Source organism: Microterricola viridarii (assembly GCF_900104895.1).
Classification (GTDB): Bacteria; Actinomycetota; Actinomycetes; order Actinomycetales; family Microbacteriaceae; genus Microterricola; species Microterricola viridarii.
In genome coordinates this window covers 1457727-1480830 of the sequence record NZ_LT629742.1, presented here as the reverse complement: position 1 = coordinate 1480830, position 23104 = coordinate 1457727, and the positions used below count along the sequence as shown (strand labels likewise).

Annotated in this window: 20 protein-coding genes; 8 read left to right on the top strand and 12 right to left on the bottom strand. The window is 70.8% G+C overall.

Annotated features, from left to right (window positions below):
* Positions 1-12 precede the first annotated feature (12 nt).
* From BLT62_RS06755 to BLT62_RS06740, 4 genes are all read left to right on the top strand, one after another.
* Entirely contained in the window at positions 13-495 is a 483-nt protein-coding gene (locus BLT62_RS06755) for an Lrp/AsnC family transcriptional regulator (RefSeq protein ID WP_083363374.1), read from the top strand.
* Positions 496-498: 3 nt separating this feature from the next.
* Positions 499-1896, top strand: a complete 1398-nt coding sequence (locus BLT62_RS06750; protein ID WP_083363373.1) for an aspartate aminotransferase family protein — start codon at positions 499-501, stop codon at positions 1894-1896.
* Positions 1881-3323 (top strand): NAD(P)/FAD-dependent oxidoreductase, encoded by a 1443-nt coding sequence (locus BLT62_RS06745; protein ID WP_231919377.1) that lies wholly within the window; start codon positions 1881-1883, stop codon positions 3321-3323. The genes BLT62_RS06750 and BLT62_RS06745 overlap by 16 nt, the downstream gene beginning before the upstream one ends.
* Before the next feature lie 142 nt (positions 3324-3465).
* Entirely contained in the window at positions 3466-3921 is a 456-nt protein-coding gene (locus BLT62_RS06740) for a DUF805 domain-containing protein (protein WP_083363372.1), read from the top strand.
* On the opposite strand, the gene BLT62_RS06735 is transcribed toward BLT62_RS06740, so the two are convergent.
* The 9 genes from BLT62_RS06735 to BLT62_RS06695 all read right to left on the bottom strand — a co-directional run bounded on the left by BLT62_RS06735 (position 3866) and on the right by BLT62_RS06695 (position 15115).
* Positions 3866-5050 carry a DUF4192 family protein gene (locus tag BLT62_RS06735; RefSeq protein WP_083363371.1) on the bottom strand — a complete coding sequence of 395 codons (1185 nt, stop codon included), beginning with the start codon at positions 5048-5050 and terminating at the stop codon, positions 3866-3868. The two genes, BLT62_RS06740 and BLT62_RS06735, sit on opposite strands and share 56 nt — an antisense overlap.
* A 195-nt stretch (positions 5051-5245) precedes the next feature.
* Positions 5246-7333, bottom strand: coding sequence for an ABC transporter ATP-binding protein (locus BLT62_RS06730; RefSeq protein WP_083363370.1), 2088 nt, complete (start codon positions 7331-7333; stop codon positions 5246-5248).
* On the bottom strand, positions 7330-9063 hold the full coding sequence (locus BLT62_RS06725) for an ABC transporter ATP-binding protein (RefSeq protein WP_083363369.1): 1734 nt from the start codon (positions 9061-9063) through the stop codon (positions 7330-7332). The genes BLT62_RS06730 and BLT62_RS06725 overlap by 4 nt, the downstream gene beginning before the upstream one ends.
* Before the next feature lie 7 nt (positions 9064-9070).
* Positions 9071-9709 carry a TetR/AcrR family transcriptional regulator gene (locus BLT62_RS06720; RefSeq protein ID WP_156786265.1) on the bottom strand — a complete coding sequence of 213 codons (639 nt, stop codon included), beginning with the start codon at positions 9707-9709 and terminating at the stop codon, positions 9071-9073.
* 187 nt (positions 9710-9896) lie between these two features.
* Complete coding sequence (locus BLT62_RS06715; RefSeq protein WP_083363367.1) at positions 9897-10766, bottom strand: dihydrodipicolinate synthase family protein; 870 nt, start codon at positions 10764-10766, stop codon at positions 9897-9899.
* Positions 10767-10803: 37 nt separating this feature from the next.
* Positions 10804-12342: a tripartite tricarboxylate transporter permease gene (locus BLT62_RS06710; protein WP_083363366.1), complete on the bottom strand. Its 1539-nt coding sequence runs from the start codon at positions 12340-12342 to the stop codon at positions 10804-10806.
* Positions 12339-12965: a tripartite tricarboxylate transporter TctB family protein gene (locus tag BLT62_RS06705; RefSeq protein ID WP_083363365.1), complete on the bottom strand. Its 627-nt coding sequence runs from the start codon at positions 12963-12965 to the stop codon at positions 12339-12341. Before BLT62_RS06705 ends, BLT62_RS06710 begins: the two co-directional genes overlap by 4 nt.
* A 9-nt stretch (positions 12966-12974) precedes the next feature.
* Positions 12975-13964: a tripartite tricarboxylate transporter substrate binding protein gene (locus BLT62_RS06700; protein WP_231919376.1), complete on the bottom strand. Its 990-nt coding sequence runs from the start codon at positions 13962-13964 to the stop codon at positions 12975-12977.
* 170 nt (positions 13965-14134) lie between these two features.
* Complete coding sequence (locus BLT62_RS06695; RefSeq protein ID WP_083363363.1) at positions 14135-15115, bottom strand: LacI family DNA-binding transcriptional regulator; 981 nt, start codon at positions 15113-15115, stop codon at positions 14135-14137.
* Positions 15116-15283: 168 nt separating this feature from the next.
* Here BLT62_RS06695 and BLT62_RS06690 point away from each other — a divergent pair, with 168 nt between their 5' ends.
* The 3 genes from BLT62_RS06690 (at position 15284) to BLT62_RS06680 (ending at position 19354) form a co-directional block, all read left to right on the top strand.
* Entirely contained in the window at positions 15284-16039 is a 756-nt protein-coding gene (locus BLT62_RS06690; protein ID WP_083363362.1) for an HpcH/HpaI aldolase family protein, read from the top strand.
* Between the two features lie 144 nt (positions 16040-16183).
* Positions 16184-17827, top strand: coding sequence for a fucose isomerase (locus BLT62_RS06685; protein WP_231919375.1), 1644 nt, complete (start codon positions 16184-16186; stop codon positions 17825-17827).
* The gene (locus tag BLT62_RS06680) at positions 17828-19354 is read left to right on the top strand and encodes an FGGY-family carbohydrate kinase (protein WP_083363361.1); all 1527 of its coding nucleotides are present in this window, start codon (positions 17828-17830) and stop codon (positions 19352-19354) included.
* A 188-nt stretch (positions 19355-19542) separates the two neighbouring features.
* Here the strand turns inward: BLT62_RS06680 and BLT62_RS06675 are convergent, their stop codons facing one another.
* The 3 genes from BLT62_RS06675 to BLT62_RS06665 all read right to left on the bottom strand — a co-directional run bounded on the left by BLT62_RS06675 (position 19543) and on the right by BLT62_RS06665 (position 21968).
* Complete coding sequence (locus BLT62_RS06675; protein WP_083363360.1) at positions 19543-20511, bottom strand: aldo/keto reductase; 969 nt, start codon at positions 20509-20511, stop codon at positions 19543-19545.
* 90 nt (positions 20512-20601) lie between these two features.
* Positions 20602-20958 (bottom strand): GntR family transcriptional regulator, encoded by a 357-nt coding sequence (locus BLT62_RS06670; RefSeq protein WP_156786264.1) that lies wholly within the window; start codon positions 20956-20958, stop codon positions 20602-20604.
* On the bottom strand, positions 20955-21968 hold the full coding sequence (locus BLT62_RS06665) for a hypothetical protein (protein WP_083363359.1): 1014 nt from the start codon (positions 21966-21968) through the stop codon (positions 20955-20957). Before BLT62_RS06665 ends, BLT62_RS06670 begins: the two co-directional genes overlap by 4 nt.
* Before the next feature lie 143 nt (positions 21969-22111).
* Here BLT62_RS06665 and BLT62_RS06660 point away from each other — a divergent pair, with 143 nt between their 5' ends.
* Entirely contained in the window at positions 22112-23008 is an 897-nt protein-coding gene (locus tag BLT62_RS06660) for an SDR family oxidoreductase (protein ID WP_083363358.1), read from the top strand.
* Positions 23009-23104 lie beyond the last annotated feature (96 nt).

Sequence of the window (23104 nt, the reverse complement as noted above, 5' to 3'; positions counted from 1 at the left end):
CAGAATCAAGCCATGAGCACGCAGGGTCGCATATCTCCGGTCAAGCCGGTGCAGCTGGATGCTGTCTCCAAGGCGATCATCGAGCAGCTGCAGGTCGACGGCCGACGCAGTTACGCCGAGATCGGCAAGGCCGTCGGCCTCAGCGAGGCCGCTGTTCGCCAGCGGGTGCAGAAGCTCACGGATGCCGGGGCGATGCAGGTCGTCGCCGTCACCGACCCGATGCAACTCGGTTTCTTCCGCCAAGCGATGATCGGCATCCGGGCCAGCGGCGACACCCGCGTGCTCGCCGATGCGATCTCCGCTCTCAGCTCCGTCGACTACGTCGTGCTCACGGCCGGCAGCTTCGACCTCCTGGTCGAGGTCGTCTGCGAGGACGACGAGGAGCTGCTCACCCTGCTGAACACGCAGATCCGCAACCTGGACGGCGTGATGAGCACCGAAACGTTCGTCTATCTCCGACTTCACAAGCAGTTGTACAACTGGGGAACACGGTAAATCATGGGAATCTCAACTCGTCCGCAGCTCAGCGAAGAGCAACTGCAGCAGAAGGCCAAAGACCACCTCTGGATGCACTTCACCCGCCAGTCCAGCTTCGAGCAGAACGATGTGCCGATCATCACCAGGGGTGAGGGCCACCACATCTTCGACTCGAAGGGCAAGAAGTACTTCGACGGCCTCTCCGGGTTGTTCGTCGTGAACGCCGGCCACGGCCGCAAGCGCCTGGCCGAGGTCGCGGCCAAGCAGGCGGAGGAGCTCGCCTTCTTCCCGCTGTGGTCCTACGCCCACCCCTCTGCGATCGAGCTGGCCGACCGGCTGGCCGACTACGCGCCGGGCGACCTGAACAAGGTGTTCTTCTCCACCGGCGGCGGCGAGGCCGTCGAGACGGCGTTCAAGCTCGCCAAGTACTACTGGAAGCTGCAGGGCCGCCCCACCAAGCACAAGGTGATCTCGCGCGCCGTCGCCTACCACGGCACCCCGCAGGGCGCCCTCGCCATCACCGGCATCCCGGCGATGAAGGAGATGTTCGAGCCCATCACGCCCGGCGGCTTCCGGGTGCCGAACACCAACTTCTACCGGGCCGGCGAGGTCGGCGCCCCGAGCGATGACCTGGAGCAGTTCGGCGTCTGGGCGGCCAACCGCATCGAGGAGATGATCCAGTTCGAGGGCCCGGAGACCGTCGCGGCCGTGTTCCTGGAGCCGGTGCAGAACTCGGGCGGCTGCTTCCCGCCGCCTCCCGGCTACTTCCAGCGCGTCCGCGAGATCTGCGACAAGTACGACGTGCTGCTGGTCAGCGACGAGGTCATCTGCGCCTTCGGCCGGATCGGCCACATGTTCGCCTGCGACCAGTACGGCTACGTGCCGGACATGATCACCTGCGCCAAGGGCATGACGAGCGGCTACTCCCCGATCGGCGCGACCATCGTGAGCGATCGCATCTACGAGCCGTTCTCGAAGGGCGACACGACCTTCTACCACGGCTACACCTTCGGCGGTCACCCCGTCTCGGCCGCGGTGGCACTGGAGAACCTGGACATCTTCGAGGAGGAGAAGCTCAACGAGCGCGTGCGCGAGAACTCCCCCCTGTTCCGGGCCTCGCTGGAGACGCTGCTCGACCTCCCGATCGTCGGCGATGTGCGCGGCGACGGCTACTTCTTCGGCATCGAGCTGGTCAAGGACAAGGCGACGAAGGAGACCTTCAACGATGAGGAGTCCGAGCGACTGCTGCGCGGCTTCCTCTCCAAGGGCCTCTACGACGCCGGCCTGTACTGCCGGGCCGACGACCGCGGCGACCCCGTCGTGCAGCTGGCGCCGCCGCTGACCATCGGGCCGGCCGAGTTCACCGAGATCACCGACATCCTGCGCGGTGTGTTGAGCGAGGCGTGGTCACGGCTCTGAGCCGGGAGGCTGCGGCACCGCCCAGCCTCTGGCTCGACGCGTTGCTGGCCTCCGGCACCGACGACCTGCGGCCGCGCCCAGCGCTCGGCCGCAACGCCGCCTTCGACGTCTGCATCGTCGGCGGCGGCCTGACCGGGCTGTGGACGGCCTACTACCTGGCGAAGGCCGACCCGAGCCTGAAGATCGCCGTGTTGGAAAAGCACATCGCCGGTTTCGGCGCCTCCGGGCGGAACGGCGGCTGGTGCTCGTCGCTGTTCCCGACCTCCGCGGAGGCGCTGAAGCGCAGCCACGGGCGGGAGGCGGCCGTCGCCATGCGCCAGGCCATGATCGACACCGTCGACGAGGTCGCCCGGGCGAGCGCCGCCGAGGGCATCGACTGCGATTTCGCCCAGGGCGGCACGGTCTCCTTCGCGCGCAACGCCCCGCAGTTGGCTGCGGCCACGGCCGACGTCGCCGCCGCGGCCGAGTACGGCGTCGACAAGCTGGAGCTCTGGGGCGCCGAGCAGGTCGGCGAGCGGTTCGGGGCTCGGGGATCCGGCAGCGAGCGCCCGCTCGGCGCCGTCTTCGACCCGTCCTGCGCCCGGATCCAGCCGGCGAAGCTGGTGCGCGGGCTGGCACGGGTGGTCGAGTCGCTCGGCGTCTCCCTCTTCGAGCACACCGAGGTGACCAACTGGTTCGCCCGGCGGGTCCGGTTCCGCTCCGAGCTGCCCGACGGCAGCAGCGTCGACGGCGCGGTGTCGGCGACGAACATCGTGATCGCCGTCGAGGGGTACGGGGCGGCGCTGCCCCGGGTCGGCCGGCACGTGCTGCCGCTGTACTCGCTGATGATCGCGACGGAGCCGCTCAGCGATGACGTCTGGCGCGAGATCGGCATCGAGCACGGCCAGACGTTCACCGACTACCGCCACCTCGTGATCTACGGCCAGCGCACGGCCGACAACCGGCTCGCCTTCGGCGGGCGCGGCGCCCGCTACCACTGGGGCAGCGCCATCCGCGAGGAGTACGACCGCGACCCGCGTGTCTTCGGCCACCTGCAGCGCACCCTCGCCGACCTCTTCCCCGCTGCGGCGGATGCCGCCATCACCCACCGGTGGGGCGGGCCGCTCGGCGTCAGCCGCGACTGGCATGCGACGGCGAGCTTCAACCCGAAGACCGGTGTCGGCATCGCCGGCGGCTATGTCGGCGACGGGCTGAGCACCACGAACCTGGCCGGCCGCACCCTCAGCGCGCTGATCCGGGACGAGCAGGGCCCGCTGACGGAGCTGCCCTGGGTCAACCACCGCTCGCCGCGCTGGGAGCCGGAGCCGCTGCGCTTCGTCGGATCCAACCTGGGGCTTCTCGCCACGGGCCTCGCCGATGTCGAGCAGGGGCTGACCAAGCGGCCGTCGCTCGCCGCGAAGCTGATGGCGCCGCTCACCGGCCACTGACTCGGACAGGCACCGGCCCGGGCACGCACCGGCAGCGGAGCTGCGCCACCCGGAGGACGCTGGGCGGCCCGGCCCGGCCGTTGCCGCGAATCCCGGGCGCGTCGCGCCGCCCAGGGTGGAACGATCCGTACACTGAGCGACTATGTCCACCATTACAAGCACCCCACTCTGGGCGCCCCTCTACGGCGCATCCTTCGGCGAGGCCTTCTCGCGTTTCTGGAAGAAATACGCCACTTTCTCTGGCCGCGCCAGCCGCAGCGAGTACTGGTACTGGGCGCTGGCCAACGGGCTGGTGCTGCTGGTGCTGTTCGGCGTCACCCTCGCGCTCGGCCTGCCCACCTCCACCATCGATCCGGCCACGGGCGCCTCGACGCCCGGCGTGATTGCAGTGATCGGACTCGTGCTCATCGGGGCATGGACACTCGCGACCGTCATCCCGGGGCTCGCCCTCACCGTGCGCAGGCTGCACGACATCAACTTCAGCGGCTGGATGTGGTTCCTCAACCTGATCCCGTCGATCGGCTCCCTGATCATCTTCATCTTCACCGTGCTGCCCTCCGATCCGCGCGGGGCGCGGTTCGACCAGCCGACCGCCTGATCCGGCGCGGTGCCGGCCGCTCAACCGGCACCGCGAAGGCCCACTCCGGCACATGCCCGGCCCGCAGCATGGCATCCAGCAGGCCGGCCAGCCCATAGCCGGGGTCGATGCCCAGGGCCATGCCCAGCAGCACCCCGGCCCGGCTGCTGCGCCCGAGCGCCCAGTTCAGCCAGGCGAGCAGGGTGAGCGGCGGCGGCTTGCGACTGCGCGGGGACCGCGCCACGAGCTCGAGCAGGAGGGCGATCGCCGCCTCGACGCGCTCCGGGTCCGGTCGCGGCCCCTCCCCCCAGAGCAGTCGGGCGCTCTGCTCGCCTGCACCCGGTTCGCCGGCGGCGAAGCGCTCGTTCTCGCGCTCCGCCGCGAGACCGGCGCCCGCCCCGAAGGCGAACTGCAGCAGGAGCACGTCCCTGCTGGGCGGCGACTGCATCGTGAAGAGCAGCGCGGCCGCGTGCAGGTCACTCAGCTCGCCAGGCTGCCCGGCGAGGCTCGACTCCACGATCGCCGGAACACCCAGCAGCACGTCCAGCTCGGCCGACGGCACGCCGAGTGCCGCGGGGTCGCTGGCCATCTCCCGGAACCGGGCGAGAAGGCGGCCGATCCGCTGCCGGGTCGCGAGGTCAGCCGAGGACTCATCCAGCGCGGGGCCATGCTGGTCGTCGAGGGCGGCCGGGCGGCCGGCACCCGGTGGGCGGGCATCCGCGATCAACTCGAGCGCGCGCCCGCCGCGCGGCACCGCCGTGTCGAAGTAGGACGCCCAGCCGTCGGCGGCGACGCACAGGGCGTCCCGCACCCGGAAGCCGGACTGGCCGGCGTGGAAGATCAGCGCGTTCATGAGCTCGCCGTGCGGCGGGATACTGCCGGCGCCGAAGCGGGCAGCCGTGTACGCCACCGGCACCACGGCATCCACCTCGGGGATCTTGCAGAGCATGCCGATCAGCGAGGACGCCATGGCGTTCACGGTGTCGGCATCGACCGGTCCGGCCGGCGGCAGGTCGACGCGGAGCGCGCCGCAGCTGCGTGAGCCACGAAAGGCGACAAGCACCATGCTCTGAACCGGCCGGAAGCCGGCCAGCTCGGGCACGATGGCCAGGAACTCCTGCGGCTCGTGGGCCGTGATGATCGTTGTCATGCGGCGATTCTTCGCCGCGGACGCACCCGTCGGAAGCCCCCAGCTGGCTGCTGTGCACAACTGCCGAGCCGGGCCGCCCTGTGCACAACAGACGCGGTGCACAACGCGAGCGGTGCACAACTCGCGCCGTGCACAACTGACGCGGTGCACAACAGACGCGGTGCACGCACCCGGCAGGGAGCCCGGCCCGGCCGGTTACGCCGCGCCCTCCTCGCCCTCCAACGCCGGCGCCTCGAACTGCGCGTTGTAGAGGCGGTAGTACGCGCCGCCCTCCTGCAGCAGCTCGGCATGCGTGCCCTGCTCGACGATCTGCCCGTTCTCCATCACCACGATGAGATCGGCGTCCCGGATCGTGGAGAGCCGGTGGGCGATGACGAAGCTGGTGCGGTCGCTGCGCAGGGCGTTCATGGCCTTCTGCACGAGCAACTCGGTGCGGGTGTCGACCGAGCTCGTCGCCTCGTCCAGGATCAGCACGCTCGGCTGGGCGAGGAAGGCGCGCGCGATCGTGATCAGCTGCTTCTCACCGGCACTGATGTTGCCGGCCTCGTCGTCGAGCACCGTGTCGTAGCCCTCCGGCAGGGCGCGCACGAAGCGGTCGACGTAGGTGGCCTGGGCGGCGGCGAGGATCTCCTCCTCCGTGGCACCCGGCCGGCCGTAGGCGATGTTCTCCCGGATGGTGCCGCCGAACAGCCAGGTGTCCTGCAACACCATGCCCATCCGGCCGCGCAGCTCCGCCCTGGTCATCGTCGCGATGTCGGTGCCGTCGAGCGTGATCCGGCCGGAGTCCAGTTCGTAGAAGCGCATGATCAGGTTGACCAGCGTGGTCTTGCCCGCACCGGTCGGCCCGACGATCGCGATCGTGTGCCCGGGCTCGGCGACGAGGTTCACGTGCTCGATCAGCGGCTTGTCCGGGGCGTAGCGGAAGCAGACGTCCTCGAACACGAGGCGGCCGCTGCCCTCCCCGGGTGCCGTGCGCCCAGAGTCCGCGCGCGCGGGCTCGGTGCGCGCGGATGCCGCGGCCAGGGCTCCCGCGCGCGCCGGCGCGGCGGGGGCCGGTGCCGCCTCGGCGGGCGCTTCGGCATCCGGGCTCTGCTCCTCGGCGTCGAGCAGCTGGAACACCCGCTCGGCCGAGGCGACGCCGGACTGCAGCAGGTTCGCCATCGAGCCCAGCTGGCTGAGCGGCTGCGTGAACTGCCGGGAGTACTGGATGAAGGCCTGCACGTCGCCGAGGCTCATCTGGCCGCTGGCGACCATCAGGCCGCCGATCACGGCGATGGCGACGTAGACGAGGTTCCCGACGAACATCATCGCCGGCATGATGATGCCGGAGACGAACTGGGCGCCGAAGCTGGCCCCGTACAGCTCCTCGTTCTTCTCGGTGAACTCGTCGTTCGTCTCCTGCTGGCGGCCGAAGACCTTGACCAGGGAGTGCCCGGTGTAGGTCTCCTCGATGCGCGCGTTGAGCTCGCCGGTGTGCTTCCACTGGTCGACGAAGAGCTTCTGCGAGCGCTTGCCGATGATCACCGTGATGAGCAGCGTCAGCGGGATGGTCACGAGCGCGACGAGCGCGAGCAGCGGCGAGATGGTGAACATCATGACCATCACGCCGATGACGGTCAGGATCGACGTCAAGGCCTGGCTCAGCGTCTGCTGCAGGCTCTGCGAGACGTTGTCGATGTCGTTCGTGACCCTGCTGAGCAGTTCGCCGCGCTGCGTCTTGTCGAAGTAGCTGAGCGGGAGCGCGTTCAGCTTCACCTCGATGTCCTGCCGGAGCCGGTAGACGGTGCGCTGCACGCTGCCGTTCAGCACGAAGCCCTGCAGCCAGAGGAACAGCGAGGCCGCGAGGTACAGCGCGAGCACGCCGAGCAGCACGCTGCCGAGTGCGGCGAAGTCGATGCCCTGCCCCGGGGTGAGGTTCATCGAGGAGAGCATGTCGGCCAGCTGGCCCTGCCCGGAGGAGCGCAGCTGTTCGAGCACCTCCTCCTTCGTCGCGCCGGCCGGCATCTGGGCAGAGACGACGCCCTCGAAGATGATGTTCGTGCCCTGGCCGAGCAGCTTCGGGCCGAGCACGCTGAACACGACGCCGATGACGGCGAGGATCGTGACGGAGATGATCTGGAACCACTCGGGGCGGAGCCGGCCGAGCAGCCGCTTCAGCGACGGGCCGAAGTTCATCGCCTTCTCGACGGGGGCGGCGCCGGCCATCGGCCCGCGTCCCATCGGGCCGCGCCGGGGGGCGGCGGTCGCGGCGCCCTCCGTCGTGTTGTCGTCTGCCTCGCTCATGCTGCCTCCTCCGCGGTGAGCTGCGAAGAGACGATCTCCGCATAGGTCTCCGAGCTCTCCAGCAGCTCGTCGTGCGTGCCGCGGCCGACGATCTCACCGCCCTCGAGCACCAGGATCTGGTCGGCGTCGACGATGGTCGACACCCTCTGGGCGACGATGAACAGCGTGGCGTCGCCGATGTCGGCTCGCAGCGCCCGCCGCAGGTTCGCGTCGGTGGTCAGGTCCAGCGCAGAGAAGGAGTCGTCGAAGATGTAGATCGCCGGCCGCTTCACGAGGGCCCTGGCGATCGCCAGCCGCTGTCGTTGCCCGCCGGACACGTTCGTGCCGCCCTGGCTGATGGGCGCGTCGAGCCCGCCGGGCATCGAGGCGACGAAGTCCCGCGCCTGGGCGACCCCGAGGGCGTGCCAGAGCTCCTCGTCGGTTGCATCGCTCTTGCCGTAGCGCAGGTTGCTGGCCACCGTTCCGGAGAACAGGTAGGGCTTCTGCGGCACCAGGCCGATGTGGCCCCAGAGCAGCTCCTGGTCGATCTGCCGCACGTCGACCCCGTCGATCTCCACCGTGCCGGCCGTGGCGTCGAACAGCCGCGGCAGCAGGTTGACGAGGGTGGTCTTGCCGGAGCCGGTGCTGCCGATGACGGCGGTCGTCGTGCCGGGGCGCGTGATGAAGCTCACGTCGGTCAGCACCGGCTGCTCGGCCCCCGGGTAGGAGAAGGCGACGTCATCCAGCGCGATGGAGCCGACCCCGTGCAGGCTGACGACGGGGTTCGCCGGCGGCGTGACGCTCGGCTCCGTGCCGAGCACCTCCTGGATGCGGTCGGCGCAGACGGCGGCGCGCGGGATCATGACCGCCATGAACGTCGCCATCATGACGGACATCAGGATCTGCATGAGGTAGCTGAGGAACGCCGTCAGGGTGCCCACCTGCATGGAGCCGTCGTCGATCCGGAATGCCCCGAACCAGAGCACGGCGATGCTGGAGACGTTGAGCACGAGCATCACGACGGGGAACAGCAGGGCCATGAGGCGCCCCGCCCGCAGCGCCGTGTCGGTGAGCTCGGCGTTGGCGGTGCCGAAGCGCGCGGCCTCGATCGGCTCGCGCACGAAGGCGCGGATCACCCGGATGCCGGTGAGCTGCTCGCGCAGCACCGTGTTCACCCGGTCGATGCGCTTCTGCATGGAGCGGAACAGCGGCACCATGCGCATCACGATCAGCCCGACCGCGATGAGCAGCACGGGCACCGCGACCGCGATCAGCCAGGACAGCTCGAGGTCCTGCCGCATCGCCATGATGATGCCGCCGACGCAGAGGATGGGCGCGCTGACCAGGATGGTGCAGGTCATGAGCACCAGCATCTGCACCTGTTGCACGTCGTTGGTGGAGCGGGTGATCAGCGAGGGGGCGCCGAAGAGCGCGACCTCGCGCTCCGAGAACTGGCCGACCTTCTCGAACACCCCCTGGCGGAGGTCCCGGCCGAGCGCCATGGCGGCGCGCGCGCCGAAGTAGACGGCCACGATCGCGCAGATCACCTGGCCGAGGGTGATCAACAGCATCCACCCGCCGGTCGTGATGATGTACGCCGTGTCGCCCTTCGCGACACCCTGGTCGATGATGTCGGCGTTGAGCGTCGGCAGGTAGAGCGAGGCGATCGACTGCGCCAGTTGGAACACGACCACCCAGAGGAGCAGCCAGCGGTAGGGCTTCAAATAGCGCCAGACCAGTGGGAGAAGCATGGGACTCCTAGTCGTTCGAGGGGGCGGTGGTGTGAGTCTGTGCGGGGGCGGATGCGGTCAGCCCGTGCAGGAGCAGCGCGGCGATCTCCGCCGTCGTGAAGTTCTCGCCCTCGCTGAGCAGCGGATGCGTCATCGAGAGCGTGGTCAGCCGGATCATCTGGGCGGCACGGCGGGGCGGCACGCGCAGCTCGTCGGCGTGCCGGGCCAGGACGTCGGCGACCGCGCCGAGGATCGCCTCGTTGTCCGGCCGATTGTGGCGGGTGGCATCCGCCCGCGGCCTCGACCAGAAGTCGAGCGCGACCATGAGGCCGAAGAGTTCGCGCACGCGCACCTGCAGCAGCGACACGATGGTCGCGACCGATTCGTCCAGGTCGGCGGCGGGCGGGATCTGCAGCAGGGAGGCCGCGAGCGCCCCGCCGTCCATGTGCCGGTGCAGGGCGGCGGCGAGCAACTCTTCCTTGTCGGCGAAGACCCGGTAGATGGTGCCCTCGGCGATGCCGGCGGCGGCCGCGATCTGCTTGCTGGTGACATCGCGCCCGTGCGCGATGAGCAGCGGGATGGTGGCGTCCAAGATGGCGCTGCGCCGCTCGTCGCGGCCGAGCGGCTTGGCGCGGCCGGGCTTCACGGATGCGGCGGCGGGGATCACTCGTGAATCGTAACTGAGTGAGCGCTCACTCAGCTAGGGTCCGCCTTCCGCTCTCGGTGAACACGCGGCGCGTGCAGTGCGCACCCGCGGGCGGCGCGTTCCCGCGGCCCCTGGCACGCCGGCGAACCGCGTCCGGACATGCAGGGGCCCGGCCGGTGCAGCGCACCGGCCGGGCCCCTGTCCGTGCTCAGGCGTAGGCCGCGACGACGCGCTCGATCTCGCGGACGGTCTCCGCGCTCGGCGCCTCGATCGCCATCCGGACGGTTCCGCCCCGGATGCCGAGTGCCCGGTAGGCCGCCTTCATGCGCCCCATGTTGCCCTGCACCGTGTCGACGGCGTCGTCCACGTCCTTCTGGGCGGCGGCGATGGCCTGCGCGTCGCCGGTTGCCGCGGCGGCGGCCAGCGCCCGGAACGGCTTGGGCAGCACGGAGGAGATGCCGGAGATGACGCCCTGCGCGCCGAAGCGCTCCGCGCGCGCCAGATCGCGGTCTCCCCCGGTGTAGATGAGGAACGACTCCGGCACGACCGCCCGGTAGGCGGCCAGCTGTTCGAGCGGCTCGTCGCTGACCTTGGCGCCGACGAAGTTGGGCAGCTGGGCGATGCGGGCCATCAGCTCGTTGCTGACGAAGTTGCCGCTGACGGCCCGGAAGACATAGACGTACACGTCGATGCCGTCGGCCGCCGCGCTGATCTGGCTGAAGTAGTCCAGCAGCGCGGCATCCGTCGCCTTGAGGTAGTACGGGGTCAGCACGGCGACCTCGGTGGCGCCGGCCTCGCGGGCCTGCTGCAGGTAGCGCAGCGCGTCGTAGACGCTCGCACCGCCGACGTGCACGACGACGCGCATGACGGGGGCCAGCACCTCGAGGCTGAGCGCGGTCAGCGCGCCGCGCTCCTCGAAGCTGAGCGCCGGGAACTCCCCCGTCGTGCCGAGCACGAATGCGCCCTCGTTGCCGGACTTGGCGACGTACTCGAGGATCTCGCGAGAGCCGTCGAGGTCGAGCCGCCCGTCCTCGTGGAAGGCGACGGGGACGGCGGTGAGGATGTCTCTTCTGGTCATGATTTCTTTCTGTGGGTGAGGGATGACTGGGGCCGGCTCACACGCCGGTGGGGGCGTGCTCGCGCTCGGCCGGCAGGGCGGCCAGCGCGGCGGCGGCCTTCTTGCGCGCGCGCAGTCGGCCGACGATCGGCACGACGAGCGAGATCAGCGCGAGCCCGAGCATGGCGGCGGTCAGCGGGCGGCTGACCACGTCGAAGAAGTCGCCCTGGGCGATGAGCAGCGCGCGGCCGAGTTCCTTCTCGGCCAGGGGGCCGAGCAGCATGCCGAGCACGACCGGCCCCGCCGGGAACCCGGTGCGCTTGAGGATCACCCCGACGACGCCGAAGGCGAGCATCATGATCACCGTGGTGAGGTTGTTCGTCGTCGCGTAGGTGCCGATGACGCAGAAGATCAGGATCGTTGCCCAGAGGTAGTGGTTCGGGACGTCGAGCAGCTTCACCATGCCCTTCATCCGCACCAGGCTGACGCCGAGCGAGAGGATTGTCGCGATCAGCATGATTCCGGCGATGCTCACGACGAGGTCTGGCCGGTTTGTGAAGAGTCCGGGGCCGGGGCTGATGCCCCAGATCATCATGGAGCCGATCATCACGGCCATGACGGAGTCACCGGGCACGCCGAGCGCCATCGTCGTCGTGAGCGAGCCGCCGAGGGTGGCGCTCGACGCGGTGTCGGATGCCGTGATGCCCTCAATGGAGCCCTTGCCGAAGTCCTGCGGCCGCTTGGAGACGGCGCGTGCGCGGTCCCAGCCGATGAGCCCGGCGATGTCGCCGCCGGCGGCCGGGACGAGGCCGACGCCGAGGCCGACCGCGCCGGAGACGAGCATGGGCTTGCCCATCTGCTTGACCTCCGACTTGTTCGGCCACCAGCGCCCGAGGCTGGAGATCGGCTTGACCTTCGACTTCCGGTAGGTGAGCAGCTGGTCGAAGAGCTCGCCGATGCCGAACAGCCCGATGATGACGGCGATGAAGCTGAAGCCGTCGCGCATGTCCGTCAGCCCGAGCGTGAAGCGGGCGTCGTTCGTGATCGCGTAGGTGCCGACCGCTCCCAGCGTGAGGCCGAAGACGCCGGCGAGGAGCCCCTTGAGCAGCGACTTCGAGGAGATGCTGACCATGATGGTGAGGCCGAAGACGACCAGCGCGAACATCTCTGCCGGGCCGAAGAGCTTGTTGGCCATGGTCGCCAGCGGCACAGCCACGGCGATGAACAGCACGAGGCTGGCGAGGATGCCGACGGCGGAGCCGAGGGCGGAGATGGTCAGGGCCAGCCCGGCCCTGCCCTGCTTCGCCATCGGGTAGCCGTCGAAAGTGGTCGCGATCGAGGCCGGGGTTCCCGGCGTGTTGACGAGGATCGACGGCACCCGGTCGCCGAAGTTGGCGGCGACGTAGATGGTCAGCAGCACGGCCAGGCCCTGCACCGGCTCCAGCGTCAGGGTGAAGCCGGCGGCGAGCGCGACGGCCATGGTCGCCGTGATGCCGGGGAAGGCGCCGACGAGCAGGCCGAGGCCGAGGCCGAGCAGCAGACAGAGTCCGACGGTGGGGTCGAGCAGCGACGCCATCCCCTCGGCGAATCCGTTCATAGTGCGATCCTTAGCAATTGGCCGAACAGGAGGTAGATGAAGCCCGTCGTCACGACGGGGTAGATCACGAGGGACTTCCAGCCGCGGGCGCCGAAGACGAAGAGCAGTGCGGCGAGGTAGAGCGGCGCGACGATGACGAACAGCTTGAAGCCGATCACCAGCCCGAACAGCGTCAGCGTCGCCGTCTTCCAGGACCACACGCCGAGGAAGCCGGCCGTCAGGGCGAGGGCGATGAGCAGCTTGCCCATCTGGCCGGGCTGCACCCGTTCGAGGTCGTCGCGCTCGTCCGGCTTGCCGACGATGGCGATCACGAGGCGGGCGACCGCGAGGGCGATGCCGAGCACGGCGAGGATGGTCGGCCAGAATCGGGCGTCGATCTGGCCGGGGTCGGCCGCGCGGCGCAGCTCGATGGACTGCGCTGCGACGAGCAGGATGACGTTGAAGAGGAGTGCCGCAGCGGCGACGATGATCTCGAGACGCTTCGACGGCTGGGCGACGACGTCGGGGTCGACCGTGGAGACGATGCCGGTCTCGGCCTCGGCCTCGGGGGCCGGCGCCGTGGCCGCGATGGTGGTCGCGGCCACGGCGTCGTCTGTGCCGAGGCCCAGTGGTTGTGGGCTCATGGCTGGTGGTTAGCCCAGCAGCTCGGCGAAGCGCGTGAACTGCTCGTTCACGAACGTCGTCCAGTCGGCGGAGTTGCGGTAGACGACGAGGTTGCCCGCGTTCTTCTGGAACGCCTGGTACTCGTCGGACGCGACGGCCTCCTTGATGGCGGCCTCCAGCGTCGCGTGCACGTCGGTCGGCAGGCCGGCCGGTGCGTAGATTCCGCCCCAGCCACCGAACTCGAGCGGGTAGCCCGCCTCGGCAGCCGTCGGGATGCCGGGGAAGTTCGGGTGCTCCTCGTCGTGCAGCACGGCGAGGACACGCAGCGTGCCGTCGTCGTTGCCCGCCTTGGCCTCGCCGGCGCCGGAGACAACGGCGTCGATCTGGCCGCCGATGACGGCGGCAACGGCCGGTGCGCCGCCCTCGTGCGGAACGTTGGTGAACTGCGCACCGGACTCGCCGGCGAGCGCCTTGGCCGCGGCCTCCCAGATGGAGCCGGTGCCGGAGTTGCCGACGGTCAGGGGCTGGCCCTTGGCCGCGGCGATCAGGTCTTCGAGGGTCTGGTGCGGGCTGTCGGCGCTGACCGAGATGACACCGGGGGCGAGCATGATCTGGCCGAGCAGGTCGTAGTTCTCCGGCAGCACGTCGGCGCCCTGCGTGGTGTTGAGCATCGCGATCTCGACCGGGCCGAAGCCGAGGGTGTAGCCGTCGGCCGGGAGGCCGGCGACGTACTCCATGGCCGTCGCGCCGCCCGCGCCCGGGCGGTTCTCGACGATGATGTCGGTGTCGAGGATGCGGGAGAGCTGGTCGGCGAGCGCACGCGAGGAGAGGTCGGAGCCGCCACCGGGGTTGGCCTGCACGATCAGGGTGATCGGCTTCTCCGGGAAGGTGCTCGCCGGCTCGGCGGCTGCGGCCTCTTCCTTCGGCTTGGTGTCGGCCGCGGTGCCGACGGTGCAACCAACGAGCGAGAGCGAGAGTGCTGCGACGGCGATGCCGACGAGAGCTTTCTTGGGATTCACAGGCTTAACTCCTTTGTCTTGGCCACTGCCGAGCGCGCCACTGCGGTCGGCATGTAATCGATTTCTCGGATGCGGAGGCATCGAGTCTGCTGTGTCTGTAATCGATTTCCGAGAAGACTATTGAGCGGCATCCGGTTTGTCAATTGCCCCCGCCGGGACCGCGTCGGGGCTCAGCGCGGCGTGCGCAGCAACTCGGTCTGCACGACGATGCTGCGCGCGGGGCCCTCGAAGCCGCGGATGCGCTCAAGCAGCATCTGGGCCGCGCGCTGGCCGAGCTCGTAGCTCGGCACCGCCAGCGTGACCACGCGCCCGCTCGGATCCGCCGCCCACGGCAGCGGCTCGAACGAGGCCAGCGCGATCTCGTTCGGGTCGTCGAGCACCTCGCTGATGGCCCGCATCGCCCCCAGGGCCATGGCGTGGTTCCCGCAGAAGATCGCCTCCGGCCGCTCCTCCAGCGCCAGCAGCCGATGCGCCGCGGCGTACCCGCCGGACTCGGAGTAGTCGGCCTCGACGAAGAGCTCCGGCTCGAAGTCGATGCCGACGTCGCTGAGCGCGCGCCGGTAGCCGACGAGCCGCTCGCTCCCTGTCGTCGTCACCAGCGGCCCGGTGATTGTGGCGACCCGGCGGGCGGATTCCAGCAGCCGTGAGGTCACGGCGATTGCCCCGCGCACATTGTCGAGGGTCACGGTGTCGACGCCGTTCATCGTGCGGTCGACGGCGACCACCGGGATGCCTGCGAGGTCGAAGGACGCGGCCTCGATCGTCGAGCGCACCGGGGCGATCACCAGCCCGGCCACCTGCTGGTCGACCAGCAGCTCGAGGTAGGCCTCCTCCTTCGCCGCCGTCTCATCGGTGTTGCAGAGCACCAGGAGGTAGCCGTTCTCCCTGACGAGGTCCTCGATGCCGCGGACCAGGTCGGTGAAGAAGGGGTTGGTCACGTCGGGGATGACGACGCCGACGACCGCGTTCGCCCGGGTGCGCAGCCCGCGGGCGAGGCTGTTGTAGCGATAGCCGAGCTCCGCCTTGGCCTTGAGCACGCGCTCGACCAGCTCCGGCGCGACCCGGTCGTTGTCGTTCAGCACCCGCGAGACCGTCGCGGTCGACACGCCGGCGAGCCGCGCCACGTCGCTGAGCTTCGCTCGTGCGGCCATGCTTCCCCCCTGCGTTGTCAAAATCCGCGCCGGCGCGGGCCGGCGACGCTTGGCACATGCTATCGGCTGCGGGCCCCGGGAGGCCTCAGGCGGGCCGGGCGCGGGGCGGGCCGGCTGCGGGCCGGCACGGCCAGCCGTTAGTGTCTGCAGAGGATCGAGGAGGATCAGATGACGCAGACGCTGAGAGCACACTGGGCGAGCGGAGCGCCGTGCCACGGCGCCTGGAGCACGATCGACGACCCGGTGCCGGTCGAGCTGCTGGGCCGGGCGGGGTACGACTTCGTGACGATCGACCTCCAGCACGGCTACGCCTCGCCGCACTCGCTGCCTGCCCTGCTGCGCGCCCTGGGCGACACCCCCGCCCGGCCCTGCGTGCGCGTCGCGTGGAACTCCCCGGAGCTGATCATGCGGGCGCTCGACCTCGGCGCGGAGGGGGTGGTCGTGCCCATGGTCAGCACCGCCGCGGAGGCGGCGGCCGCCGCATCCGCCTGCCGCTATGCCCCGCGCGGCACGCGCAGCTGGGGCCCGATCCTGGCCACCGCCAGCCACCGGCCGATCGAGCCGGCCGCCGGCGACGCGGCCGCGGTCTGCATCGTCATGATCGAGACGGCGGCCGGCCTGGCGAACGTCGAGGCGATCGCCGCGACGCCGGGCGTCGACGCCCTCTACATCGGGCCGAACGATCTCTCGCTCAGCCTGGGCCTCGGGCGGGTCGGCTACCGCGACTCACCGGAGCTGCTGGGCGCCATGCTGCAGATCATCGCCGCCGGCGGCGCCGCCGGCGTCCCGGTCGGCGTCGACTGCTCGGGCAACGCCGACGCCCGGTTCTGGCAGGAGCAGGGCGCCGCCTTCACCATGTCGGCCAGCGACGCGCTGTTGCTGCGCGAGATCGCCGACGCCCGTGGGGCCGCGCTGCCCCGCTGAGCAGCCTCTGCACGCCCGATCGCCCCGCCCTCTGGGGAGATCGGCGAGAGGCCTGCCTTGACTGTGAAATCGATTACTGACAGTCTGTGCTGACGCACCGAGAGTGGTGCGCCCGTAGTTGTCAAGCTCTATCAAGGAGGATGAGTGGCACCGTCGACCACCTACCGCATGCCCGAGGAACGGCCCCAGACCGCCGTTGCACCGAAGACCGCGTGGCTGATCGCCAGCGGCGACCTGCGAGAGTCGGCCAACACCGCCGGGTGGGCCACGCAGTCCGCGATGGAGGGTGACATCGCCGCCGCCTTCGCCGAACTCGGCTGGACCATCGAACGCGCCAACCCCGTGGACCCCGCGCTCGGCCACGGCTTCATCCGCAGCCAGCGGATGGGTATCGAGGTGTTCAAGAACATCCCGTTCGACGCGCCGCTCATCGTCGCCGAGGCGGTCTGGCAGTACAGCCACCACGTGCTCGCCGGCCTGCGCACCCACCGGGGCCCCATCCTGACCGTCGCCAACTTCGCCGGCGACTGGCCCGGGCTCGTCGGCCTGCTCGGGCTGAACGCCGGGATGACGAAGATGGGCACGGAGTACAGCACCATCTGGAGCACCGACTTCACCGATGACTGGTTCAAGGCCGGCATCCGCAGCTGGGTCGAGACGGGAACGATCCGGCACGACGACTCGCATGTGCGGGCCCTGCCGGCGCTGCCCGACTCGCCGGAGTCCGCCCTCGGGCGTGCGCTGGCGGCCGAGCTGCTGCGCGACAAGGCCATCATCGGCGTCTTCGACGAGGGCTGCATGGGCATGTACAACGCCATCTTCGACGACGAGCTGCTGAACCCGACCGGCATCTACAAGGAGCGGCTGTCGCAGAGCGCGCTGTACGCCGAGATGCTGACCGTCGCCGACGAGGAGGCCGACGCCGTCGGCGACTGGCTGCTCGAGCATGGGATGACGTTCCGCCTCGGCACCGACGAGGCCACCGAGTTGACCGCGACGCAGCTGCGCTGGCAGTACAAGATGTACATCGCCGCGCTGCGGATCGCCGACGACTTCGGGCTCGACGCCGTCGGCATCCAGTACCAGCAGGGCCTCAAGGACCTGGTCCCGGCCAGCGACCTCGCCGAGGGGCTCCTCAACGCCACCGAGCGGCCCCCGGTCACGAGCTGGGACGGCTCCCGCGTGCTCTGGGAGGGGCGCGCACTCCCCCACTTCAACGAGGCCGACGAGGGTGTCGCCGTTGACGCACTCATCACCGACCGGGTCTGGACCGCGCTCGGACTCGTGCCGGACAACACCCTGCACGACGTGCGCTGGGGCGAGCAGTTCGGCGACGACTTCGTCTGGGTCTACGAGATCTCCGGCTCGGTGCCCGCCTCGCACCTGGGCGGCTACGAGCACGCGGAGGGCTGGCGCCAGGACCCGGTCTTCTTCCCGGCCGGCGGAAGCACCATCAACGGGGTCTCGCGCCCCGGCGAGATCGTGTGGAGCCGCGTCTACATCGCCGACGGCATCCTGCAGGCCGACATCGGCCGCGCCAGCGTCGTCGAGCTGCCGGCCGAGGAGACGGAGCGCCGCAAGCAGGCGACCAACCCCGAGTGGCCGATCGCACACGTCGTGCTGCACGGCGTCAACCGCGACCAGTTCATGGCCAGGCACAAGGCGAACCACTCGCAGATTGTCTACGCCCCGGATGCCGCGACGGCCGACCGTGCGCTGATCGCCAAGGCGGCGATGCTGGACGGCATCGGCATCCGTGTGCACCTCATCGGCGATGTGAACGTCTAGATGACCGCGCAGCGCCCCGGAGGGCTCGTCATCGGCGTCGATGTCGGCACGTCGAGCAGCAAGGGGGTGCTGGTCGACCCCGACGGGCAGGTGCTGTGCACCGTCGTGCGCGAGCACGCGGTGTCGCGGCCCCTGCCCGGCCAGGTCGAGATGGACGGCGCGCTCTGGTGGCAGGAGTTCGTCGAGATCGCCGCGGAGCTGACCGCCGCCGCCGCGGTGGCCGGGCGCCCGATCGCCTCGGTCGGGGTCAGCGGCATGGGACCGTGCCTGCTGCTCGCCGACGCAGCGGGCACCCCGCTGCGCCCGGCGATCCTCTACGGCGTCGATACCAGGGCCGGAGATCAGATCGAGCGGCTGAACGCCCGCTTCGGGCGCGAGGCCATCATTGAGCGCTGTGGTTCGGCGCTCTCCAGCCAGGCCGTCGGGCCCAAACTCGCGTGGGTCGCCGACAACGAGCCCGAGGTGTGGGCGGCCGCCCGACGGTTCTTCATGCCCGCCTCGTGGCTGGTCTGGCAGTTGAGCGGCGAGTACACCCTCGACCACCACTCCGCCAGCCAGTGCACTCCGCTCTATGACACCGAGGCGCTCGACTGGCACGCGCCGTGGAGCGCGGAGCTGCTCGGCCCGATCGAGCCGCCGCGGCTGGCCTGGCCGGGCGAGCAGGCGGGCACCATCACGGATGCCGCGGCCGCCGCCACCGGGCTGCCGGCCGGCACGCCCGTGACCGTCGGCACCATCGACGCGTGGACGGAGTCGATCAGCGTCGACGCCCACCACCCCGGCGACCTCATGCTCATGTACGGGACGACGCTCTTCCTCATCAACACCTCGCCGAGCCGGGTCACCCACCCGGCGCTCTGGGGAACGGTCGGCGTCGAGCCCGGAACGTGGAACTTCGCGGCCGGCATGGCGACGTCCGGGGCCATCACGGCCTGGCTGCGGGGCCTCTTCGGCGACCCAGGATACGCGGAGCTCGTCGCGGAGGCCGCGGCCGAGCCCGCAGGCAGCCGCGGGCTGCTGATGCTGCCGTACTTCGCCGGCGAGCGCACGCCGCTGGCCGACCCCGACGCGCGCGGCATGGTGCTGGGGCTCACACTCGAGCACGGGCGCGGCGCCCTCTACCGCGCCGCCCTCGAGGCGACGGCGTTCGGCATCCGGCACAACGTCGAGGAGATGCGGGCGGCCGGGGCCGTGATCGAGCGCATCGTCGCCGTGGGCGGCGGGACGCAGAGCACGCTCTGGCCGCAGATCGTCTCCGACGTCACCGGGCTGGTGCAGCAGCTGCCTGCCGACACGATCGGCGCCAGCCTCGGCTCGGCGCGGCTCGCGGCCGGCCTGCTGGAGGGGGCAGAGACCGCCGGCTGGAACGGTTCCGGCGTGGAGCTGCACCCGAACCCGGCCAACCGCGCCGTCTACGACGAGTTGTACCGGCACTACCTCGAGCTGTACCCGGCCACCCGCGACACCGCGCACGCCCTCGCGGCGCTGCAGCGCTCCGCGGCGCGGGCCGGGCAGGCGCCGGTCTAGGGCGGCGGCCGGGCCCCCGCCCCGCGCGTCTCGCGGCCCCGGAAAGGTCCCGCGGCCCCCGGTATATCGGGGGCCGCGGGACTTTCTGCGTGCCGCGAGCGGCGCAGTTCAGGCTTCGCGCCGTCGGCGGCGGCGGGCTGTGGGCTGTGGGCCGTGGGCGGCCGCGGGCTGTGCCCGTCCGGATGCCGCTAGGCGGTCGCGAAGAAGGCGCCGATCTCGGCGACCTCGTCCGCGCTCGGCCTCCAGGCGGTGGCCTCGGCCACGTTCTGCCGGATCTGCTCCGGCTTGGTGGCGCCGGCGATGACGCTGGCCAGGCCCGGCTGGGCGAGAAGCCAGGCGAAGGTGGCGGCCAGCATGGTGACGCCGCGCTCGGCGCAGAAGGCGGCGTAGGCCTCCATCGCGTCCCACGGGGCGGTGTCGACGAGGTGCTTGCGCGTGCGCATGATGCGGCTGTCGGCCGGGCCGGCGTCGCGGCTGAACTTGCCGGTGAACAGGCCGTTGTAGAGCGGGAACCAGGGCAGGAAGCCGAGCCCGTAGGCGTTGACGGCCGGCAGCACCTCCGCCTCGGCGCCTCGGGCGATCAGGTTGTACTCGTTCTGCGCCGAGATGAAGCGCGGGTGGGAGCCCAGCGCGGCCGTGTACTCGGCATCCGCGATCTGCCAGCCGGCGAAGTTGGAGTGCCCGATGTAGCGGATCTTGCCCTCGCTGATCAGGTCGTCCAGGGTGGAGAGCGTCTCCTCGATCGGGGTGTGCGGGTCGGGCGTGTGCAGCTGGTAGAGGTCGATCCAGTCGGTCTGCAGGCGGCGCAGCGAGCCCTCGACGGCGAGTCGGATGTAGCGCCGTGAGCCCTTGGCGCCCCAGTTGCTGATCGGGCTGGCGTAGTCGGCGTGGCCGAACTTGGTGGCCAGCACGACCTGTTCGCGGCGCCCGCGCAGCGCGTTGCCCATCAGGCTCTCGCTCAGGCCGTACTCGGCGCCGTAGATGTCGGCGGTGTCGAGCAGGGTCACGCCGGCGTCGATCGCGGCGGAGATGACGGCATCCGTGCCCTGCTGGGTCTCGGTCAGCGTGCCGGTGCGGCCGAAGTTGTTGCAGCCGAGCCCCACCGTCGAGACGAGGAGGCCGGACTTGCCGAGGGTGCGGTATTCGATCTGAGCCATGCCTGCCAGCCTATTGCGGATGCCGGGGCGGAGCGCGTCACGGCGTGCGCGCGCTACACCGGGGGTAACACGGCAGCGCGCACGGCGACGTCAGTCGGCCGGCCAGGAGGCGCGCACGGCCGCCAGCGCCTCGTCCAGGCTGAGGCCCCGGCCGCTGGCCAGCTCGGCGAGCGAGCGGGCCGCCTTCAACACCTCGACCGGCGGGGCGGTGATCGCCGCGCTCACCCGGGTGCCGCCGCCGGCCCGTGAGACCAGCAGGCCCTCGCTCTCGAGCTGCTTGTACGCCTTCTGGACGGTGCCGGTGGCGACGCCGAGGTCGCGCGCCAGCTGCCGCACGGGCGGCACCCGCTCCCCCGCCGCGATCCCGCCGGAGAGGATGCGGGCGCGCAGCTGCCCGGCGATCTGCTCGGAGGGCAGGCCGAGGGCGCCCATGCTGATCTCGCTCATGCCGACTGCCGGGTGGGCGCCGACCCCGGCGCGTGGACGCCGGCCCGGCTCCCGTTCTCCGCCCCGGTGCCGGAACGGGGTGCGCCGACCGGGCGGGCATGGGCCGTGGGCGCCCGCCGCGAGAAGAGGGGAAGCAGCACGAGGGCGATGCCGAGACCGCGGACGACGAAGCTCGCCACCGTCAGCGGCACCCCCAGGGCGGCGATCGGGGTGCCGACCGAGACGAGGCCGGCGTCGCCGGCCGGGAACGAGACCATCAGCTGGGCGGCCCCGCCGAGCGAGGACAGCACCATCGCGAGCGTGACGAGCAGCGCCCCGCTGCTGAAGGCGAGAATCGTGCGCATCCTGCTCCGCCGTGCCGCGGCATCCGCCTGCACGCTGAGGCCCCGCTGGCCGAGCCGCGGGCGGGCCACGGCCGCGAGTGCCAGCCAGGTGAGCGCGCAGAGCGCGAGCGCGGCCCAGAGGATCGGGACGCCGAAGTACCAGCCGACGAAGCTGCTGCCGCCGCTGTATCCGTTCGTGCCGATGGGCACGACGAGCAGTGTGTAGCGCCCCTCGCCGTCCGGGCTGGAGAGCAGCCCGGCGCTGACGACGGCCGCCGTCAACAGGGCGGCGCACGCGCCCCACGCCGCGAGCCACCAGGGGCGGGTGAAGCTGCGGATGGAGCGGGGCTGCAGGTCCAGGTGCACCACGGTTTCGGGCTCGCCGGGTGCGCTCGGGCGCCTCCGGCGCGGCAGCAGAAGCGCGATGCAGAGGGTGGCGACGACCAGCGCGGTCAGGAAGTCGTCCCAGCGGCCGTTGCCCCTGTGCGGCAGCAGCCCGCCGGGGGCACTCAGCAGGATGGCCGCGCAGAGGAGGACGCTGGCGAATCGGGCACGCAGCAGCTGGGGCCCGGCGATGCCGCGGGCTTCCGCGCGGCGCCAGTAGTGCAGTGCGATGCCCAGCGGCACGATGACCGTTGTCGCCGTGTTCACGTACTCGTACAGCAACACGAACTGGAACATGCTCATACGGCTCCCCCTCGGCCTCACCGCGCGCTGAATGTATCAGCGAAATGATACATCTGGCCGGCCCGTTGGTCTAGGGATCTCGCACGGATGCCGCTGGCGAGTGTTGCTAGGATCGGGGCTTGCTTCGTCGAGACAAGGACGCCATGACGCACGATTCCGACCCCGCCCTGCCGTTGCACGGGAAGACCGCGCTCGTCACCGGCGTCTCGCGCCGCCGAGGAATCGGGTATGCGATCGCCACGCACCTCGCCGGGCTCGGCGCGAGCGTCTTCATCCAGCACTTCGCACCGCACGATGCCGCGCTCCCCTGGGGCAGCGATGATCTCGAAGCCGTGCGCGCCGGGCTGCGCGGAAGCCTTCGCCCCGGCGCAGTGTCCGGCGATCTCAGCGCGGACCTGCGTGACGTCGCAGCGGTTGAGGCGCTGGTGGACGCCGCCTCCGCCCTGACGGGGCGGCTCGACATCCTCATCTGCAACCACGCGCAGAGCGGCGGGGACGGCTCGATCCTCGACATGACGGCCGACCGGCTCGACAGCTTCTGGCAGGTGAACACCCGCTCGACGATCCTGCTCACCCAACGGTTCGCCCGTCTGCGCGCCGCGGCGCCCGCTCCAGGCACCACCGCGCCCGCCGCTCCCGGCACCCGCAGGGCCGAGCGCGCCGCCGTCGACGAGCGGCAGGCCGGCCGGGTGATCTGGATGACGTCGGGGCAGGGAGACGGCCCGATGCGCGGCGAGGTCGCCTATGCGGCGAGCAAGGCGGCACTGGCCGGGGTGACCGCGACGGTGGCGGCCGAGCTGCTCGACCTCGGAATCGTCCTCAACACGATCGACCCCGGGCCGGTCAACACTGGTTACCTCGATGCCGAGACCGCCGACCGCCCGCTCGAGGCGGTATCGGCATGGGTGCAGGCCACCCCGTTCGGCCGGTTCGGCGCACCCGCCGACGCCGCCCGGCTGATCGGCTGGCTGTGCACTGACAGCGGCGTCTGGGTCGTGGGCCAGGTGCTCAAGACCGACGGAGGGCTCAGCCTGGGCTAACCGCGGCGCGCTGCCTGTTGTGCACAGCCCGCGCGGCCGACAACGTTCTGCACAGATGTCCGATTCTCGCCAGCGACGCTCGGGCGGCCCGGTTAC

Bases quoted from the DNA above. Each gene is read 5' to 3' on its own strand.
- BLT62_RS06755 (WP_083363374.1), top strand. From the start codon at position 13: ATGAGCACGCAGGGTCGCATATCTCCGGTCAAGCCGGTGCAGCTGGAT.
- BLT62_RS06750 (WP_083363373.1), top strand. From the start codon at position 499: ATGGGAATCTCAACTCGTCCGCAGCTCAGCGAAGAGCAACTGCAGCAG.
- BLT62_RS06740 (WP_083363372.1), top strand. From the start codon at position 3,466: ATGTCCACCATTACAAGCACCCCACTCTGGGCGCCCCTCTACGGCGCA.
- BLT62_RS06735 (WP_083363371.1), bottom strand. From the start codon at position 5,050: ATGACAACGATCATCACGGCCCACGAGCCGCAGGAGTTCCTGGCCATC.
- BLT62_RS06730 (WP_083363370.1), bottom strand. From the start codon at position 7,333: ATGAGCGAGGCAGACGACAACACGACGGAGGGCGCCGCGACCGCCGCC.
- BLT62_RS06725 (WP_083363369.1), bottom strand. From the start codon at position 9,063: ATGCTTCTCCCACTGGTCTGGCGCTATTTGAAGCCCTACCGCTGGCTG.
- BLT62_RS06715 (WP_083363367.1), bottom strand. From the start codon at position 10,766: ATGACCAGAAGAGACATCCTCACCGCCGTCCCCGTCGCCTTCCACGAG.
- BLT62_RS06710 (WP_083363366.1), bottom strand. From the start codon at position 12,342: ATGAACGGATTCGCCGAGGGGATGGCGTCGCTGCTCGACCCCACCGTC.
- BLT62_RS06705 (WP_083363365.1), bottom strand. From the start codon at position 12,965: ATGAGCCCACAACCACTGGGCCTCGGCACAGACGACGCCGTGGCCGCG.
- BLT62_RS06695 (WP_083363363.1), bottom strand. From the start codon at position 15,115: ATGGCCGCACGAGCGAAGCTCAGCGACGTGGCGCGGCTCGCCGGCGTG.
- BLT62_RS06690 (WP_083363362.1), top strand. From the start codon at position 15,284: ATGACGCAGACGCTGAGAGCACACTGGGCGAGCGGAGCGCCGTGCCAC.
- BLT62_RS06680 (WP_083363361.1), top strand. From the start codon at position 17,828: ATGACCGCGCAGCGCCCCGGAGGGCTCGTCATCGGCGTCGATGTCGGC.
- BLT62_RS06675 (WP_083363360.1), bottom strand. From the start codon at position 20,511: ATGGCTCAGATCGAATACCGCACCCTCGGCAAGTCCGGCCTCCTCGTC.
- BLT62_RS06670 (WP_156786264.1), bottom strand. From the start codon at position 20,958: ATGAGCGAGATCAGCATGGGCGCCCTCGGCCTGCCCTCCGAGCAGATC.
- BLT62_RS06665 (WP_083363359.1), bottom strand. From the start codon at position 21,968: ATGAGCATGTTCCAGTTCGTGTTGCTGTACGAGTACGTGAACACGGCG.
- BLT62_RS06660 (WP_083363358.1), top strand. From the start codon at position 22,112: ATGACGCACGATTCCGACCCCGCCCTGCCGTTGCACGGGAAGACCGCG.